18 protein-coding genes and 1 pseudogene are annotated in these 14,988 nt (G+C 39.8%); 13 read left to right on the forward strand and 6 right to left on the reverse strand.

From position 1 onward, the window contains the following. Position 1: 1 nt before the first annotated feature. From DEAC_RS02850 to DEAC_RS02895, 9 genes are all read left to right on the forward strand, one after another. The gene (locus tag DEAC_RS02850; protein ID WP_047808534.1) at positions 2-235 is read left to right on the forward strand and encodes a helix-turn-helix domain-containing protein; all 234 of its coding nucleotides are present in this window, start codon (positions 2-4) and stop codon (positions 233-235) included. Then, positions 228-1,775 carry a DUF4153 domain-containing protein gene (locus DEAC_RS02855; protein ID WP_047808535.1) on the forward strand — a complete coding sequence of 516 codons (1,548 nt, stop codon included), beginning with the start codon at positions 228-230 and terminating at the stop codon, positions 1,773-1,775. The genes DEAC_RS02850 and DEAC_RS02855 overlap by 8 nt, the downstream gene beginning before the upstream one ends. Positions 1,776-2,090: 315 nt before the next feature. Beyond that, positions 2,091-2,948 (forward strand): damage-control phosphatase ARMT1 family protein, encoded by an 858-nt coding sequence (locus DEAC_RS02860; RefSeq protein WP_047808536.1) that lies wholly within the window; start codon positions 2,091-2,093, stop codon positions 2,946-2,948. A 193-nt stretch (positions 2,949-3,141) separates the two neighbouring features. Beyond that, complete coding sequence (locus DEAC_RS02865; protein WP_047808537.1) at positions 3,142-3,759, forward strand: TetR/AcrR family transcriptional regulator; 618 nt, start codon at positions 3,142-3,144, stop codon at positions 3,757-3,759. A 33-nt stretch (positions 3,760-3,792) separates the two neighbouring features. Next, complete coding sequence (gene trmB, locus DEAC_RS02870; protein ID WP_047808538.1) at positions 3,793-4,431, forward strand: tRNA (guanosine(46)-N7)-methyltransferase TrmB; 639 nt, start codon at positions 3,793-3,795, stop codon at positions 4,429-4,431. Between the two features lie 340 nt (positions 4,432-4,771). Further along, a complete protein-coding gene (locus DEAC_RS02880) occupies positions 4,772-5,170 on the forward strand; it encodes a tetratricopeptide repeat protein (RefSeq protein ID WP_161796409.1) in 399 nt (132 codons plus the stop codon). A 40-nt stretch (positions 5,171-5,210) separates the two neighbouring features. Continuing rightward, positions 5,211-5,609, forward strand: coding sequence for an IS200/IS605 family transposase (tnpA, locus tag DEAC_RS02885; protein WP_047808541.1), 399 nt, complete (start codon positions 5,211-5,213; stop codon positions 5,607-5,609). Positions 5,610-5,613: 4 nt separating this feature from the next. Next, on the forward strand, positions 5,614-6,711 hold the full coding sequence (locus DEAC_RS02890; protein WP_047808542.1) for an RNA-guided endonuclease InsQ/TnpB family protein: 1,098 nt from the start codon (positions 5,614-5,616) through the stop codon (positions 6,709-6,711). 147 nt (positions 6,712-6,858) lie between these two features. Further along, positions 6,859-7,311, forward strand: coding sequence for a GGDEF domain-containing protein (locus tag DEAC_RS02895; protein WP_053006262.1), 453 nt, complete (start codon positions 6,859-6,861; stop codon positions 7,309-7,311). Positions 7,312-7,482: 171 nt separating this feature from the next. Here the strand turns inward: DEAC_RS02895 and DEAC_RS02900 are convergent, their stop codons facing one another. From DEAC_RS02900 to DEAC_RS02910, 3 genes are read right to left on the reverse strand one after another with little or no spacing between them, the layout of a single operon-like run. Further along, complete coding sequence (locus tag DEAC_RS02900) at positions 7,483-8,280, reverse strand: hypothetical protein (protein ID WP_047808543.1); 798 nt, start codon at positions 8,278-8,280, stop codon at positions 7,483-7,485. Next, on the reverse strand, positions 8,274-8,972 hold the full coding sequence (locus DEAC_RS02905) for an ABC transporter ATP-binding protein (protein WP_047808544.1): 699 nt from the start codon (positions 8,970-8,972) through the stop codon (positions 8,274-8,276). The genes DEAC_RS02900 and DEAC_RS02905 overlap by 7 nt, the downstream gene beginning before the upstream one ends. Continuing rightward, the gene (locus DEAC_RS02910) at positions 8,972-9,340 is read right to left on the reverse strand and encodes a GntR family transcriptional regulator (protein ID WP_047808545.1); all 369 of its coding nucleotides are present in this window, start codon (positions 9,338-9,340) and stop codon (positions 8,972-8,974) included. The genes DEAC_RS02905 and DEAC_RS02910 overlap by 1 nt, the downstream gene beginning before the upstream one ends. A gap of 272 nt (positions 9,341-9,612) precedes the next feature. On the opposite strand from DEAC_RS02910, the gene DEAC_RS02915 reads away from it, so the two are divergent. Next, positions 9,613-10,170 (forward strand): DJ-1/PfpI family protein, encoded by a 558-nt coding sequence (locus tag DEAC_RS02915; RefSeq protein WP_047808546.1) that lies wholly within the window; start codon positions 9,613-9,615, stop codon positions 10,168-10,170. A 197-nt stretch (positions 10,171-10,367) separates the two neighbouring features. After that, the gene (locus DEAC_RS23460) at positions 10,368-10,532 is read left to right on the forward strand and encodes a hypothetical protein (RefSeq protein WP_161796410.1); all 165 of its coding nucleotides are present in this window, start codon (positions 10,368-10,370) and stop codon (positions 10,530-10,532) included. A 93-nt stretch (positions 10,533-10,625) separates the two neighbouring features. On the opposite strand, the gene DEAC_RS02920 is transcribed toward DEAC_RS23460, so the two are convergent. The 3 genes and pseudogenes from DEAC_RS02920 to DEAC_RS02930 all read right to left on the reverse strand — a co-directional run bounded on the left by DEAC_RS02920 (position 10,626) and on the right by DEAC_RS02930 (position 12,743). Further along, complete coding sequence (locus DEAC_RS02920) at positions 10,626-11,483, reverse strand: pyridoxamine kinase (protein ID WP_047808547.1); 858 nt, start codon at positions 11,481-11,483, stop codon at positions 10,626-10,628. 137 nt (positions 11,484-11,620) lie between these two features. Continuing rightward, positions 11,621-11,977, reverse strand: a pseudogene (locus DEAC_RS24760) (helix-turn-helix domain-containing protein); the annotation flags it as partial. A gap of 544 nt (positions 11,978-12,521) precedes the next feature. Beyond that, positions 12,522-12,743 (reverse strand): hypothetical protein, encoded by a 222-nt coding sequence (locus tag DEAC_RS02930; protein ID WP_047808549.1) that lies wholly within the window; start codon positions 12,741-12,743, stop codon positions 12,522-12,524. 428 nt (positions 12,744-13,171) lie between these two features. Between DEAC_RS02930 and DEAC_RS02935 the strand changes: the two genes are divergently transcribed. Beyond that, on the forward strand, positions 13,172-13,720 hold the full coding sequence (locus tag DEAC_RS02935; protein WP_047808550.1) for an isochorismatase family protein: 549 nt from the start codon (positions 13,172-13,174) through the stop codon (positions 13,718-13,720). A gap of 275 nt (positions 13,721-13,995) precedes the next feature. Next, positions 13,996-14,670, forward strand: a complete 675-nt coding sequence (locus tag DEAC_RS02940) for an SOS response-associated peptidase (RefSeq protein WP_047808551.1) — start codon at positions 13,996-13,998, stop codon at positions 14,668-14,670. The last annotated feature ends 318 nt before the right edge of the window (positions 14,671-14,988 follow it).

Genomic DNA, 14,988 nt, shown 5'->3' on the forward strand with positions numbered 1-14,988 from the left:
AATGGCTATAGTTGTGAACCTAGATGTGGTAATGGCAAAAAGAAAAATTAGTTTATCCGAATTAGCAGCTAAAATAGATATTACTTTAGCGAATCTTTCAATCTTAAAAAATAATAAGGCCAAGGCCATTCGGTTTACGACCTTGGAAGCGATTTGCCGTGCTTTAGATTGCCAGCCAGGAGATATTTTAGAATTTACGCCGGAAGGGCAGATTGGAGACATTAACGATGAGTGAAATTCATGATAACCCATCTGTATGCAAGGATGAACTCTTTGCCAAGAAGGAGAATAGCGTGCTCTTGATTTCTACTCTAGGTTTGGGTTTGCTGTTTAATCTTTTGTTCTATGGAAAACCTCTGGGAGTATCCTATCCGTTATACATAATGGCTCTATATCTAGTATTATTTTGGAATATGCGAAATAAACGCCCCCTTAAAGTTGACCAGAAATTGCTGATGGGCATCCCGATAATTTTACTTTCGTTTTCTTATTTTCTATATTCCAATCAGGTATTTATTGTTCTCAATTTTATGGCAATTCCTATTCTCGTAGTTGCTCATACATTGCTTCTGACTTCAAACAATAGATATGAGTGGTTTAAATCTCAATTTTTAGGTGAGGTAATTTATGGCATGGTGGTCCGTCCCTTGGAGAATTTTCTAAAACCTTTTTATGTAATATTAGCCTTTGCGAAGCGTAGGCCCAATTCAGGCAAGTATAGGGCAGCAAGTAAGATATTGATAGGTTTACTGGCTGCGGCAGGATTGTTAATGGTCATCATCCCACTCTTGGCTTCTGCAGATGATATATTTCGGCAGTTGCTTGAACGAGTTCCTAATGTTTTCAGGGTTATTAACATTAATGAAATTGTTCCAAGATTGATTGTCGTCACACTGGTTACATGTCTTGTGTTCAGCTATCTGTGGAGTTTATTAAGTTGCAAGGTAGGATTAAACAAGGGGTCATCAGACACATTAAGCGGGGAAGTTTTAAAGACCGACAGTCTGCAAAAATCCAGAGCGTTTCTTGATCCAATTACGGTTACCTCAATGCTGGTGCTGATTGACTTACTTTATACCATTTTCATAGCAATTCAGTTTTCCTACCTTTTTGGCAGCTTAAAGTTTGGCCTTCCCCCAAATTTCACATACTCCCAATACGCAAGGAAAGGATTTTTTGAACTGGTTGTAATCACCTTGATTAATCTGATAATTCTTTTGGGGAACATGAATTTTCTGAAGTCATCGGGGACTAAACTAGATCAGGTTGTGAAACTTTTAAACACAATTCTGGTGGCCAGTACTTTCATTATATTGTTGTCGGCCCATTTCAGAATGTCCCTGTATGAGGATGTATACGGTTATACCTATCTGCGGGTATTAACCCATGCTTTCATGGTCTATTTGTTTGTATTGTTAGCTGTTACCTTATGTAAAATATGGCGTCAAAGGACACAATTACTTAAATCTTACCTAGTAATCTCAATAGTTGCCTATACCCTGATCAATTATGTTAATATAGACAATATCATTGTCAAAAATAATATTGAACGCTACAACCAGGGAAATCCTATCGACATTACATATTTGACAACTCTCTCCTATGATGTTGTTCCCAAGCTCGTTGATCTCGCGCACAGTACATCTGATCGGGTGTTGGCAGACCAGTTGGAGAAGGGGCTTATTTATAAGAAGCAAGTGCTGGCTAAAGAGAGGCCCTGGCAGTCTTTTAATATCTCAATGTATAGGGCAAGTAAAGCCTTATCACAACAATAAGCTCGGCACCGACTTAGAAACTCTCAACGCTACTGCAGTCGATACTGCAGTAGTATTTGATTATCTTTTAAAGGATGCACTATATTTTGTGAGCGACATAAACCGATTAAATAGATATAATTATAATGATTTGGAAAAGAGACTGAACCAGAGGTAGAATTTTATACTTCTGTACACCGAAGCAAAATTACAGATTAACAATATATTCATCTGAAATGGGATAACTTAAATCGGGGATTGCTTTAGAGTAATAGATAAATAATAAGTTAAAGCTAAATAACCGATTTAAAGCTAAATATCAAGGAGGCTCCCACATTGAACGTTGTCTTGGATTGTATCCCCTGTTATATTAAACAAACTATTAATACGTTAGCCCAAAGTGATAGTTCTGAGGACGAAATGCGAGAAATTATTCATCAGACGCTGCCTCTCTTCTCGCAATTAGATCCCCAAGGAACTCCCGCTGAAAATTCGACGATTGTTCTGAGAAAAGTCAATGAGCTATTAGGAAACAAAGATCCCTTTCATAAGGCTAAGAGGGAGTCCAATGAATTAGCGCTAAAACTTCTGCCCCAGCTAAAAGAGAGAATTGGGCAAAGTTCAGATACGCTCTTGATGTCTTTGAAGATCGCTGTTGCCGGCAATATTATCGATATGGGCATTCTGAAGGATTTTGACGTTGAAGGAAGCATTCGGGAGGCTATGGAGAAGAATTTTGCCCGGGACGATTATTCGTCTTTCCAAAGGAAATTAAACGATGCCAAGGAAATCTTAATTCTCGGAGATAACAGCGGAGAAATTGCTTTCGATCGGCTTTTGGCTGAACAACTGTCCGAGTTGGGGATCAGAATAACCTATGCCGTTAAGGATCAACCGATTTTGAATGATGCTACGATGGAGGATGCGGAACATGTAGGTATGACAGAGCAAGCTCGCGTTATTTCGAATGGCAGCATCTTTTTGGGGACCATTCTCAAAGATTGTTCTGATGAATTTTTACGGGCCTATAAAATGGCTGATTTAATAATCTGTAAAGGGCAGGCCAATTATGAATCGCTGGAGGCTCTGGGCAAAGAGGATCAACGACTGTATTTTCTGCTGAGGGCAAAGTGTGAAATTGTGGCGAAAAATTTGGGGGTTCAACTTGGCGAAATGGTATTTTGCTGTAGCTAAAAGAGTAAGAACCGAAAATGGCTGTAATTTAATAACATCTATAATTAACAAGGCAGGTTTATTGGAACGATCTGACACGTTGTGCACTCCTTTTTGGTATGTTACTATTAAGTGGAGAACACTCCTTTTATATTAAGCGGAGCAGTCTCCGTAAACTAATATAGTTCTCAAAATTATTTTAGGAGGTGATGGTATGGCTAAGGAAATAGGGGCAAGCACCGTTCGCACTGAACGGCGTGATGCCGCCGAGAATCGACAACGTATCTTGAATGTGGCTATCAGACTCTTTGAACAGCATGGGGTTGAACATGTCAGTATGAATCAAATCGCTGCAGAAGCACAGATTGGATCAGGAACTCTTTATCGCCGATATAGAAATAAAAGTGAATTATGTCTTGATTTAATTAAAGATAACGTAGTTCTGCTCTTCGAGGATATTGAAACTTACCTGGAACAGAATCGTTCTAGACCGCCAAGTCTACGCTTGAAGGGAATTCTTAGTCTATTTATCCGTTTCAGAGAAAAGAAAGCGCAATTGCTTACAGGTGTCGAAGATTCATCGTCAAGCCAATCCAAGACTCGAACGCGGAGTCCAATTCATGACGAACTGCATCAGCTATTGGTTGAGCTCTTTGACGAGATAAATAAAAGAGAGCCAGTTCATCCTGAGAGTGCTTTTAGAGCCGATATGCTTTTAATGGCCTTAAGCAAAGATGCCTATTTGTTTCAGAAAGAAGTGCGAGGTTATTCGCCGGAGACGATTTTGGAACAGGTCTGTTTAACCTTTATCCCACCTGAAAGAGACAATTAAAGTTTGATCTATAGTTATTGAGGAGAAAAGTTAATGCGGCTTAGAAGAAAGTGGTGGGCAAGGCCTGAATTAGAAAAGGATGATAAGGCTGTCTTTGATCCTATACGCTACAAAGGAAAATGGAAAGGGCTTTTTGGCAATAACCATCCGATTCATTTGGAATTAGGCTGTGGGCGGGGACGCTTTATCAATGAGCTAGCTAAGATCAATTCGCATATAAATTACCTTGCTATTGATGTTTATGATGAGCTTTTAGTGTATGTTCTGAGAAAAGCCAATGAAAGCCGCTTAGATAATCTTAAAGTGATCTCTATAAATGCTCAGAATCTTGGAGATATCTTTGCTCAAGATGAAATTGAGAAACTCTATATTAATTTTTGTAATCCATGGCCTAATAAACGACATCATAAACGAAGATTAACTCATCCAAATTTTTTAGGATTATATCAAACATTTTTAAAAAGCGAATCGGAAATCTGGTTTAAAACTGATAGCGAATTTCTTTTCATGGATAGTCTTGAATATTTTGCAGCCGCGAGGTTTAAAGAACTTTATAAGACCTACGATTTACATCAGAGCGATTTCCAGGGCAACGTTCTGACTGAATATGAAGAGAAATTTTGTGCTCAAGGAATTAAAATTAAATTTGGCAGGTTTAAAAATTCTAAATAAAAAAAGCAATAAAAATGTCGAGATGCTGAGCACCTCGACATTTTTATTGGTATTAATGTTAAATGATCAATAATTTAACATAGAAAAACAATAAATTAGTAAAAATAAGGAATAAATTCTTCCTATCATAGGAGGTTATGGAGAAATAATGTAGAAATGTTAGTTATTAGGAAATCGTGTGAGGTATTATGCTGTATAAGTTGAAAGAAACCAAAAAAAGTAATTATATTGAGCTAATAAAATGGATAAAGGGTTTGAATGCTCGTTCCTATGAGATTGCTTTTCAAAAACCTCTAAAAGCACTTAGACTGTGTAAATATGCCTATCATTTAGCCCAGAAGTGTGGTTGTCAAGAGGAGAGGGCATTTTAAATAATATTGGTGAAATTCACCGACAACTGGAACAATATGAAGAGGCTTTAATATATTACGAGAATGCTCTTGTTATGAGCAAAGATTTAAATAACTTTGGAAATATGGCTGGTATTCTAATAAATATGGGCCATATCTATAGGTGCTTAAACCAGAATATTAAGACTCTGAATATATATAAGGATAGCCTTACCTATTGCAGGAAAATTGACGATAAAATCAAGATCGGCGAAGTATTGAATTGTTTAGGGGAAGCTTATGAAAAACTACAAAAGGAGCATGTCGCTTTACAATATTACAGAAACGTAGCCAAAAGCCCACGGTTTCAATCGTGGGATGAAGGCGGCTCCCGTTTCGTTTCTAAATAAATCCGTTGTAGTATCATTGAACAACTGATACAATAATGATATGGGACAAGAATATCGACGAACAACCACCACTGTTTCTTTAATCAACTATCATTTTGTTTTTTGCCCACGCTACAGACGCAAGGTATTAGTAAATGACGTAGATAGAAGGTTTAGGGAGATTCTGCAAGAACTATGTGATGAACATTCTTTAATGATTGTGGCATTAGAAATAATGCCAGATCATGTTCATTTGTTCGTGAACGCTCTACCTTCTATTAGTCCATCAGACATTATGGCAAAAGTGAAAGGAGTGACATCAAGAAAACTACGGCAGGAATTCAAACACCTGCAGCACTTGCCTAGTCTGTGGACTCGTTCTTTCTTTTGCTCTACGGCTGGCAATGTATCTAGTGAAACGATTCAGCGATACATTGCTGAACAAAAAACAAGGGGGTGAGCATTTGCAAATCACCATAAAAATCAAGCTGCAGCTGACAAGTGAACAACGTCAGCTACTGAGTGAAACTACTAAAGAGTACATACGCTTGGTCAATCAGGTTGTTTCAGACTTCGTTTCAGCAGACGCGCATCTCAACTATTCAAGTAAAGACGTAGTGGCGATCCTACCCAGTGCCGTTAAAAATCAAGCCATTCGAGAGGCCAAGAGTGTTTTCACGACGTACAAAAAAACGGTTAAAGCAAACGCCAAACTAAAACCTGAAGAACAGAAAGAAATTAAAGTCCCTATACTCAAAAAAGCGGCAGCTATCTGGAACAATCAAAACTATGCGATTAAAGGCAATATACTCTCGTTTCCTGTAATTATTGAGGGCAAATCACAGCGTCTTGAGATTGAAGCTATCCTAACGAATTATCAGCAAGAACGGCTGATCGGTAAATTGGGCAGCCTTAGAATAACGCAAAAGTCAGGTAACTATATGGCTCAAATCGCTGTCGAAGCTGCTAAACAACTCAATATAGCCGATAAGGTTATGGGTGTTGATTTAGGGCTTAAAGTTCCTGCTGTGACTACAACTGAATCTGGTAAAACCAAATTCTTCGGTAATGGCAGACAAAATAAGTTTATCAAGCGTAAACATCGGTCAGTTCGTAGAAAACTCGGCAAACTGAAGAAACTCAAAGCTATACGAAAACGCCATGATAAAGAACAACGTTGGATGAACGATACTGACCATAAAGTGAGCCGACAGATCGTGAATTTCGCGAAAGAAAACAATGTGGGAGTCATTCGATTAGAAAAACTTTCTGGTATACGCCAGACGGCAAGAACAAGCCGTAAAAACGAGAAGAATCTACATACTTGGAGCTTCTATCGCCTAGCATCGTTTATCGAGTACAAGGCCTTTCTGGCAGGTATTCGAGTTGAATACGTCAATCCTAAATACACTAGCCAAACATGCCCGTCTTGTGGTAAACGTAACCATGCTAAAGACAGAAAGTATCAATGTGAATGTGGATTTAAGGCTCATCGAGATCGAGTTGGGGCGATTAATATAATCTCTGCAACTGTGGTAGCTGGTAACAGGCTATCAGCCTAGAGTACTATTGTGTACTGCTCTAGGACGGGCTAATGGCATAGCCCTGAACTTGGGGTCATACTCCGATACTAGAAATAGATTTTGGTTTAATCACCCAAGAATCCCAGCGGCTTCAGCCGTGGGAGTGTCAATTTAGCTAATCAGAAGATGTTAAAGTTTCAGGAGCAGTTAAAAACAGCGAACCAACGATTAAAACGTCTTGCGACAATTTATGAGGTTACGGGAATTTCCAATAGGCGTTCCTTTGAAAATACTTTAAAAAAAGAATGGAACCGCTGCCTGCGAGATGGAAAAGACCTTTCGCTAATCCTTGTGGATATCGATAATTTTAAACGCTACAATGAAAGTTATGGTCATTTGCAAGGCGATAAGTGTCTAAGGAAAGTTGCCAAAGTCTTAGAGAGTATCTTAAAGCGATTCTCTGATTTTATAGGGAGATTTGGTGGAGAAGAATTTGCTGCGGTCCTGTCCAATACGAGTTACGATGATGCCCTAAAAATTGCCGCTCGGATGAGGAGGCGGATAGAAAAGCTGAAGATCGTCCATGAACAGTCTTCAATCGTTTCCTACATTTGGAGAAAATCACATGAATCTAGTTAAAGCAGCAGACCAAAAACTGTATCAGGCTAAAGACCAAGGTCACAATCGAATATGTTCAGTTCGCCTACGGTGAGTTTTGCCCAATGGAAAAAGAACCCTCCCGCCGCCCAAAATGGAGCTGCAGGAGGGTTCCGATCATTTGCATATCTACCCAATCGTAGACTTCCGAGTTTACTCCAGATTTAGGCGCCTGCTCAAAATATAGTTGGTCACAGCAAAGTAAGCTGCACATGGAATTGCAATCAGAATGAACCCGCATGCAAAAATTAGTTCTGACTGGATGAACTTATTGGAAGTAATATTAAAGAGCGAAAAATCAGCAAAGTGGGCTATTCTCGGTACCTGAAAGGCAAGTACGAGATAGATTTGACTTAGTGTCGTGAGACCAATAAAGGCTCCGAGGGATGATAGTATTTTATGGCGAGCGAACAGATGTCCGATAGCTATGGAAGCGTAAACAATTAAAATACATGATGCCAAGGTCATCAAACCACCTAAGATTAACTCAAACAGCAAAAAGTAGTCAGAAGCCCCAAAATGTCCTATCATTTGCTTATAAATTGCGGCTAAGGCCTGTAGGATGGCGCCGAGAGTCCCTGGTTTGTAAGTGATTATTTCAATCGAAAGCATGGCTACGATTACACTGGCAATAATCCACATCATAGATATCAGAAGTTTACTCATAATATGCTGCCAGGACTTTACGGGAAGCGTATACATTAAATAACCTTCATCGGTTAACAGGTTTTTATGAAAACGTTGAATCATGACAGTAAAGGTCATCACGAACATTGCAGCCATAATAATGCTATAAATAATCATAGTTATAACTGAAGGAGTGGTCCATGTTGGATGGTGAAAAACAGAAAGTATTTTATTAATGGCGGCAAAGACCAGCAGAGAAAGAAATATAGGAAGGAATAGTCTTCCTGTTGCCTTAACCTCGTATTTTAAAAGCTTGGTTAGCATTTGAATACCTCCCTGAATAAGAGATCTACAGATTTTCCCTTGGCATCGCGGATATCGTCGACTGTAGACGTCAAAACCACTTTGCTTTGATTGAGAAAGATGACATAGTCTAATATTTTTTCGATATCCGATATAAGGTGGGAGGAGATAATCACCGTGGCATTTTCATTATAATTACTTAGAATTGTTTCCAGAATATAATCCCTTGCCGCCGGATCGACCCCGCCTATAGGTTCATCTAAAAAGTAAAGCTCTGCTTCTCTGCTCATAACAAGAATGAGCTGTACTTTCTCCTTCGTTCCTTTAGACATGGTTTTCAGCCGATCATTGGGGCTGATATTCAGACGCTTAAGCATATCATAAGCCTTTTCGGGTTTGAAATTATCATAGAAATCAGAGAAAAACTCAATGATTTGCTGAACGCGCATCCAATCATTCAAATAAGTTCTTTCCGGTAGATATGACACAATTTTCTTGGTTTCAATGCCAGGTTGTTTGCCGCCTATGAGGATTTGACCGGAAGTGGGAGTTAAGAGTTCGTTGGCAAGCTTAATGAGGGTGCTTTTTCCGCTGCCGTTAGGGCCAAGAAGTCCTACAATTTGCCCGCGTTCAATTTTTAGATCAACATCAGATAAGGCTGTTTTGCTGCCGAATTTCTTTGTCAGGCCGCTGCATTCAAAAATAGTGCTCATTACTTCAGCTCCTTTGCCATAGTTGTGATAATGGTTAAAATCTCTTTTTGATCAAAGCCCATTAGCCGCATTTTTTCCAAAAACTCAAAGATTTGATCCTGAGCCAGCTTCGTTTTAGCAAGTTCAATCATACTCGCATCCTCCGTTATCGACCGACCGCTGGTGCGGTGGGTTATTATGAGGCCGTCTTCCTCTAATTTTGCCAGAGCTCTTTGCATGGTATTGGGATTTACCGCAGCTTCTTGTGCCATATCCCGTACTGAAGGCAGTTTTGACCCTGGCGGATAAGTTCCGGAAAACACCATCAGCTTGATTTGTTCGACAAGCTGGGTATAAATGGGTCTGTCAGATTTCAAATCCCATGGCATGCGATCACCTCGTGTATTATTGTATTAAGCGCTTAATACAATAATACACCTTTTTGAACTGCTGTCAAGATATAAGATTCTCTGAGAGTAATGTGAAGTGATCAGAAGGCAATTCATTTAGAAATAGTGAACTCGTTCAGCTAAAGCTAGTCCATAATAAATGCGATCGCGCATAATTGCAATTGAATAAATATTCTAATTTTTTCCCTGCATTCAGCTCTTATGTTATATAATAAAAATATGTTATTTATATTACTGAAGGAGGATTTTAGATGTCGAAAAAGATTCTGATCATTGCCGGTGATGCCGTAGAAGCTCTCGAAATTTACTATCCCTATTTTCGCGTTTTAGAAGAAGGATTTGGAGCTGTTATTGCTTCACCAAACAAGAAAGTGCTGCGTACCGTTGTCCATGATTTTGAGGGCTGGGAAACATATACTGAGAAACCTGGATATCAGCTGGAATCTCATATTTCTTTTGTTGATGTTGTTCCAACCCAATATGATGGTTTGATTATTCCCGGCGGCCGCGCTCCGGAGTATATTCGACTTGATGAGAATATTCCCCGCATTGTTGGGCATTTCTTGGAGGCTGGCAAGCCAGTAGGGGTAATCTGTCACGCAGCTCTTGTACTGAGTGCTTTAAACGATAAAAAGTATTTCCAAGGGCGTACCATGACGGCTTACACGGCTTGCAGCCTTGATGTGGAGAGTTTAGGGGCAACGTATACTAAAGAAACACTTCATGTTGACAACAATATCGTTTCTGGTCACGCTTGGCCTGATCTTCCTGGTTTTATGAGAGAATTTCTTAAGTTAGTAAGGAAATAAAGTGATAAAGGTCAAGGACGTTTCTACCGAATGTAAACTGATCAAAGAAGCTCTCCACTGCATGGAGAGCTCTTTTTTAGTGTTCACTAATTCTAATGGCTTATATAGAATTTTTCTCAAAGCAGGAAAGTGCTTAGTTGATGTCTAATTAACAATATAAACCATATTTTACCAATATTGTTGGGAGGTTAAGAGGAATGGCAAAAGGACCGACTAAGGAACAATTCAAAATCCTGCTAAAAGAGGAAATTGCAGCATGGGAAAAGAGGGCTAGTGAGTTAAGAGGTAAACTGAAAGAACAAGCAATAGGACGAAAATTAGAATGCGAATGTTTGTTGGATGCGTTTGAAGGAAACATTTAAAATTAATATTTAGATAAATTGCAAGATAGAAAGCGCCTTCGTCATTATGGACGAGGGCGCTGAATGGTTTTGTCATGAGAATAAGAGAAGAGATTAGTCTGCGTGCAGTCCCAATTGTTGGATAAGATAGGGGATGGCTCTTTCAAAGCAAACGCCGTAGCGTTTCTCCAACCCTAAATTTTCCGTCAAGCGTATACACTTAAGAGTGTAGTTCACAGCAATTTGCAAGGCATCTTCAAGGGAAAAATCATTTAATAGCCCTGATAATAAGGTGCTGCTGAAAACATCTCCTGTGCCGTGGAAGTAGCCGTCAACTTTCTCATTGAAAGCATAACTGATTTTCCCTGTGCTGATATCAAAGGAGGCGGCTCCTAATTTGCTCTTTTCAAAGGAAACGCCCGTTAGGACAACCTTTTTCGCTCCCAGAGCTGAGAGCCTTTTTAGCAGTGCTTCAATATACTCCTGGGAGTAATTTTCCCCGATGTACTCCTCTTCTAAAAGAAAAGCGGCTTCCGTCAGATTTGGTACGATAATATCTGCTTTAGCGCATAATTTACTCATTCCCTTGGCCATTTCCGGAGAGTAAACGGAATATAAAATCCCATTGTCTGCCATAACCGGATCGACCATGACGAGAGTTTCGTTGCTTCGAAATGTGTCAAAGAGGCCTGCCACTAAATCAATTTGCTCAAAGGACCCTAAAAATCCGCTGTATAAAGCGTCAAATTTCAGATTGAGTGACTGCCAATGTTTAGAGATGGGTTCAATATCGCTTGTTAAATCTCTATAGGTAAACCCTTCGAAACCTCCGGTATGGGTGGATAAGATAGCTGTAGGCAAGACGCCGGTATCAAACCCGGCTGCCGAGAGAATTGGCAGAGCCACCGTTAGGGAACACCTGCCGACACAAGAGATATCATGAATTGCTGCGACTCTTTTTTGTTTATTCATCTGTTGATTAAATCCTCCTTTGTATTAATGCCATATGGTTCCCATGCCTTCCTGCGGTGGGGTAGGGTTCATTTATCTCTCTCTTAAGCTGCTTCAATTAAAGTTAATGTTCCGAAAAAATTTAAATGGAATCATAGTTAATGGTTAGATGGCTCACTCTCATAACTCTGTAACTTTCGATACAGATTTCGCACACTGATGCCTAATAAGCTGGCTGTCTGAGTTTTATTGCCTTTGGACCTTTTGAGAGCAGCAGCGATGTAGTGCTTTTCAACTTCTTCTAAAGTTGGATATTGATTATTACGGAAAAGATTGAAAAATTCTTCGTCTGAATCAAAGGAAGAAGGTGTTTGCTGAATTTCTTCTGAGTCCCCCCAAATGTCTTTAGGGGCTATCTTTCCGTCGACGGCTAAAATCCGTCCGCGTTCAATGAGATGGAAAAGTTCACGAACATTACCGGGATAACTATACTTGAGAAGCTGTTCCTTGGTTTCACTCCCATTAATACAATCCCGATTTTTACGTAAAACTGAGTTTGGAGTGCCGTACCCAGTGAGCGCTTTAACGGCAATTGTAAATAAACCAAGAAAAAATAAGTAGAGGGTAAAAAGAGCACTTTTATGACTGCTGATGTAAGCAACAGCAGTTCTATAATCACTATAGTTTGGTACTTTAAGGACAATCCGGTTCAGAAAGTCATTTCCTAGACTCCAAAAAGCGATGGCTAATACTACAATTGTAAGACCCAACCACATTGCCCAATAATCTTCTTGTTTCCAAAGGTCGGACCAACCTCCGGACGGAGCAGTTGGTTTTTTGGATGATACATAGCCCAATAGCATCCCTACCTTCCTCAACCGGCCTGAATTTAACTTAATACCATTATATACTAAGTCTGGGGCTTAGATGGACATAATCTTTGGCTTAGATGAATTTGTTTGGAGTGACTATTAAGAAAAATTATAAAAAAAAGCAGGCTTCCAGGATTTATGGAAAGCCTGCATTATGATATTCTGTTAAGAGAGGAGAGCTGACTTTTTAGGCGTTAAGGTAGTGGTATCCTTCTTTTTTGAGCATCTTTTTGACTTTAGTTAATTCCAGCGGATCAAAAAACTGAAGTTCTTTTCCGTTTCGAATGGTCCAAATTTGGGGGTTTAAATGTCCTTCTTTAATAAGTTTCTTAAATTTAAACCTTGATACTTCAAGGTAATATGTAGCTTCCGTAGTATTTAAGAGAGAATACCTGTATTGCGGGGTCATTGATACAGCCTCCTTTATAAGCTAAAATAAGCAGCTCATTTTAAGTAATGACGTCTCGGACCCAATACGCAGTAATAGCCTCACCTCTTTTCCTGAGCGCTACCCTTCCTTAATTATATACGTTGAGTATTAACGCAATATTAATAAAACTTTATGAGCAGGTTAATACTTGTAAAGACATGAAGCGGATAAGGCTAGAATAAAACGTATATAGAGTTGCTCTTCTTAAAATCTCCTGGTAACACCTGACGTGAACCGCAGGCCAATGAGGATAAGCGGATGAGTTTATCGCCATACTGTGCAGCTCGTTACGCATGCTCCTGCAAGTGTTGATTGGCCGAGTGACCTCGAAGCCAAGGACAGATGATCTAGCAACATACTCAACTAGCCTATTAGGGAAGAAAAAAATTTTAAGGGGGCGTGATATTATGGAAAAATACTGTTTAAACGGAGAAGAAGCAGTGTTGATGGCTATTGATATCCAAGAACGTTTGGTACCTTCAATGAAATATGGAGAAAAGGTTATTCAAAACACGAATATCTTAATTTCAATTATGAAAAAAATCGGAGCGCCAATCATTGCAACGGAACAATATCCTAAGGGTTTGGGGAAAACAGTTTCTGATGTCAGCAGCAATCTCGAAGGTTCCTTAACTATCGAAAAGAGTACCTTTAGTGGTTTTACCAGCGAAGTGACTTCTGCACTTCAAGGTATCGGAAGGAAAAAAATTATTATTACCGGAATGGAAACTCATGTTTGTGTATTTCAAACTGTAAGGGATTTATTATCTCAAGGTTACCAGGTTTTTGTAGCTAGTGATGCCGTATGCTCAAGAACGAAAGAAAATTACCGCAACGGACTATCACTTATGTCAGAGATGGGAGCAGTCATATCAAATACGGAAACCCTGCTTTTTGATATCTTGAAGCAATCGGGGACGCCTCTTTTCAAGGAACTCTCTAAGCTGATCAAATAAGTGGATTAAAGAAGGGGGCTGTACCAAAACTTGTTGGCGGCCCCCATTGAATCCCCACTTTCGCTTGCCTAATCATTCAATAAAGGCGTTCTCGCGCCACTATATAAAAGTTAAGCGAGAACGCCTTTGGCCATTTGCCACCCACTTCAGATTTTTAGAGTTGAGTTTTTACACAGCCCCTTACGATTCGATTAAACTGAGTTTGAACAAGAGTTATAGTGGCCTTCCTAAGAATATTAAAGGATCCTGCTAGATTAGAAAGGTTGAATGTCAGGATGTGCGGCCGATTTTCCCTGATCCAGGTCAAAGACCTAGAAAAACGATTTGATTTTGTCCAACTTGAATTGGAGTTTGAGCCGCGCTTCAATATAGCACCGTCTCAGTCAGTTCCCGTAGTTGTACGAGAGAATGACCGCAACTATCTTCGGATGTTTCGCTGGGGCCTTATACCTTCTTGGGCTAAGGATGAACATTTGGGAAGCAAGATGATCAATGCTCGAGGAGAGACTTTAAGCGAAAAGCCGAGCTTTCGCAAATCCTTCGAGCAAAAACGCTGCCTGGTTTTAGCTGATGGTTTTTACGAGTGGAAAAAGGAAGGACGAATTAAAGCGCCTTACCGAATTACCTTGCAAGACGGCAAACCCTTTGCCTTTGCGGGCCTTTGGGATACTTGGCTGTCACCGTCGGGACAGAGGATAAACTCGTGTACCATCATTACTACAGCGTCAAACAAGCTCATGGAGACAATACATCAGCGTATGCCTGTGATCTTGCCGGCAGACAAGGAATCCCTTTGGCTTAATGTTGAGGCAAGTTCCAGTCACGATGTTCAGGGTCTTCTGACGCCGTATCCCTCAGAACAGATGGTTGCCTACGAAGTGTTGCCCTACGTTAATTCGCCGAGCTATGAAGGCCCTGAGTGTGTAATGCCGGTAAATAAACTATTTTAGATTTGCTTGTTGTAAAGTGAACTCGTTCAGCTAAAGCTGAACATCGGGACTTCAGATGGGGGCCCACCCCCACTTAAGAAGTGAGGGCCTTAAAAACTGGATAAAACCTGCAATAGCAATTTGCTCAAGCATTTAAAAATAAGGTGAGAAAAGGGGCCCAAAAGGCGTTAAAGCGTCCTTATGGGCTTATTTTTTTTGCATATTATTTTCTGAAGGCTGTTTTGAACCAGCCCCAATATTCAGTTTTAGCCGAACGAGTTCATAAGCAAAAACTTCTTGTCGAAGGTTAATGTTATACTAAAAAAAGAACCTTAAAAG

The organism is Desulfosporosinus acididurans, from assembly GCF_001029285.1.
In the GTDB taxonomy this organism is placed as follows: domain Bacteria; phylum Bacillota; class Desulfitobacteriia; order Desulfitobacteriales; family Desulfitobacteriaceae; genus Desulfosporosinus; species Desulfosporosinus acididurans.

Bases quoted from the DNA above. Each gene is read 5' to 3' on its own strand.
- DEAC_RS02900 (WP_047808543.1), bottom strand. From the start codon at position 8,280: ATGCTAACCAAGCTTTTAAAATACGAGGTTAAGGCAACAGGAAGACTA.
- DEAC_RS23460 (WP_161796410.1), top strand. From the start codon at position 10,368: ATGGCAAAAGGACCGACTAAGGAACAATTCAAAATCCTGCTAAAAGAG.
- DEAC_RS02865 (WP_047808537.1), top strand. From the start codon at position 3,142: ATGGCTAAGGAAATAGGGGCAAGCACCGTTCGCACTGAACGGCGTGAT.
- DEAC_RS02850 (WP_047808534.1), top strand. From the start codon at position 2: ATGGCTATAGTTGTGAACCTAGATGTGGTAATGGCAAAAAGAAAAATT.
- tnpA (WP_047808541.1), top strand. From the start codon at position 5,211: ATGGGACAAGAATATCGACGAACAACCACCACTGTTTCTTTAATCAAC.
- DEAC_RS02930 (WP_047808549.1), bottom strand. From the start codon at position 12,743: ATGACCCCGCAATACAGGTATTCTCTCTTAAATACTACGGAAGCTACA.
- DEAC_RS02940 (WP_047808551.1), top strand. From the start codon at position 13,996: ATGTGCGGCCGATTTTCCCTGATCCAGGTCAAAGACCTAGAAAAACGA.
- DEAC_RS02895 (WP_053006262.1), top strand. From the start codon at position 6,859: ATGTTAAAGTTTCAGGAGCAGTTAAAAACAGCGAACCAACGATTAAAA.
- DEAC_RS02905 (WP_047808544.1), bottom strand. From the start codon at position 8,972: ATGAGCACTATTTTTGAATGCAGCGGCCTGACAAAGAAATTCGGCAGC.
- trmB (WP_047808538.1), top strand. From the start codon at position 3,793: ATGCGGCTTAGAAGAAAGTGGTGGGCAAGGCCTGAATTAGAAAAGGAT.
- DEAC_RS02855 (WP_047808535.1), top strand. From the start codon at position 228: ATGAGTGAAATTCATGATAACCCATCTGTATGCAAGGATGAACTCTTT.
- DEAC_RS02920 (WP_047808547.1), bottom strand. From the start codon at position 11,483: ATGAATAAACAAAAAAGAGTCGCAGCAATTCATGATATCTCTTGTGTC.
- DEAC_RS02915 (WP_047808546.1), top strand. From the start codon at position 9,613: ATGTCGAAAAAGATTCTGATCATTGCCGGTGATGCCGTAGAAGCTCTC.
- DEAC_RS02910 (WP_047808545.1), bottom strand. From the start codon at position 9,340: ATGCCATGGGATTTGAAATCTGACAGACCCATTTATACCCAGCTTGTC.
- DEAC_RS02935 (WP_047808550.1), top strand. From the start codon at position 13,172: ATGGAAAAATACTGTTTAAACGGAGAAGAAGCAGTGTTGATGGCTATT.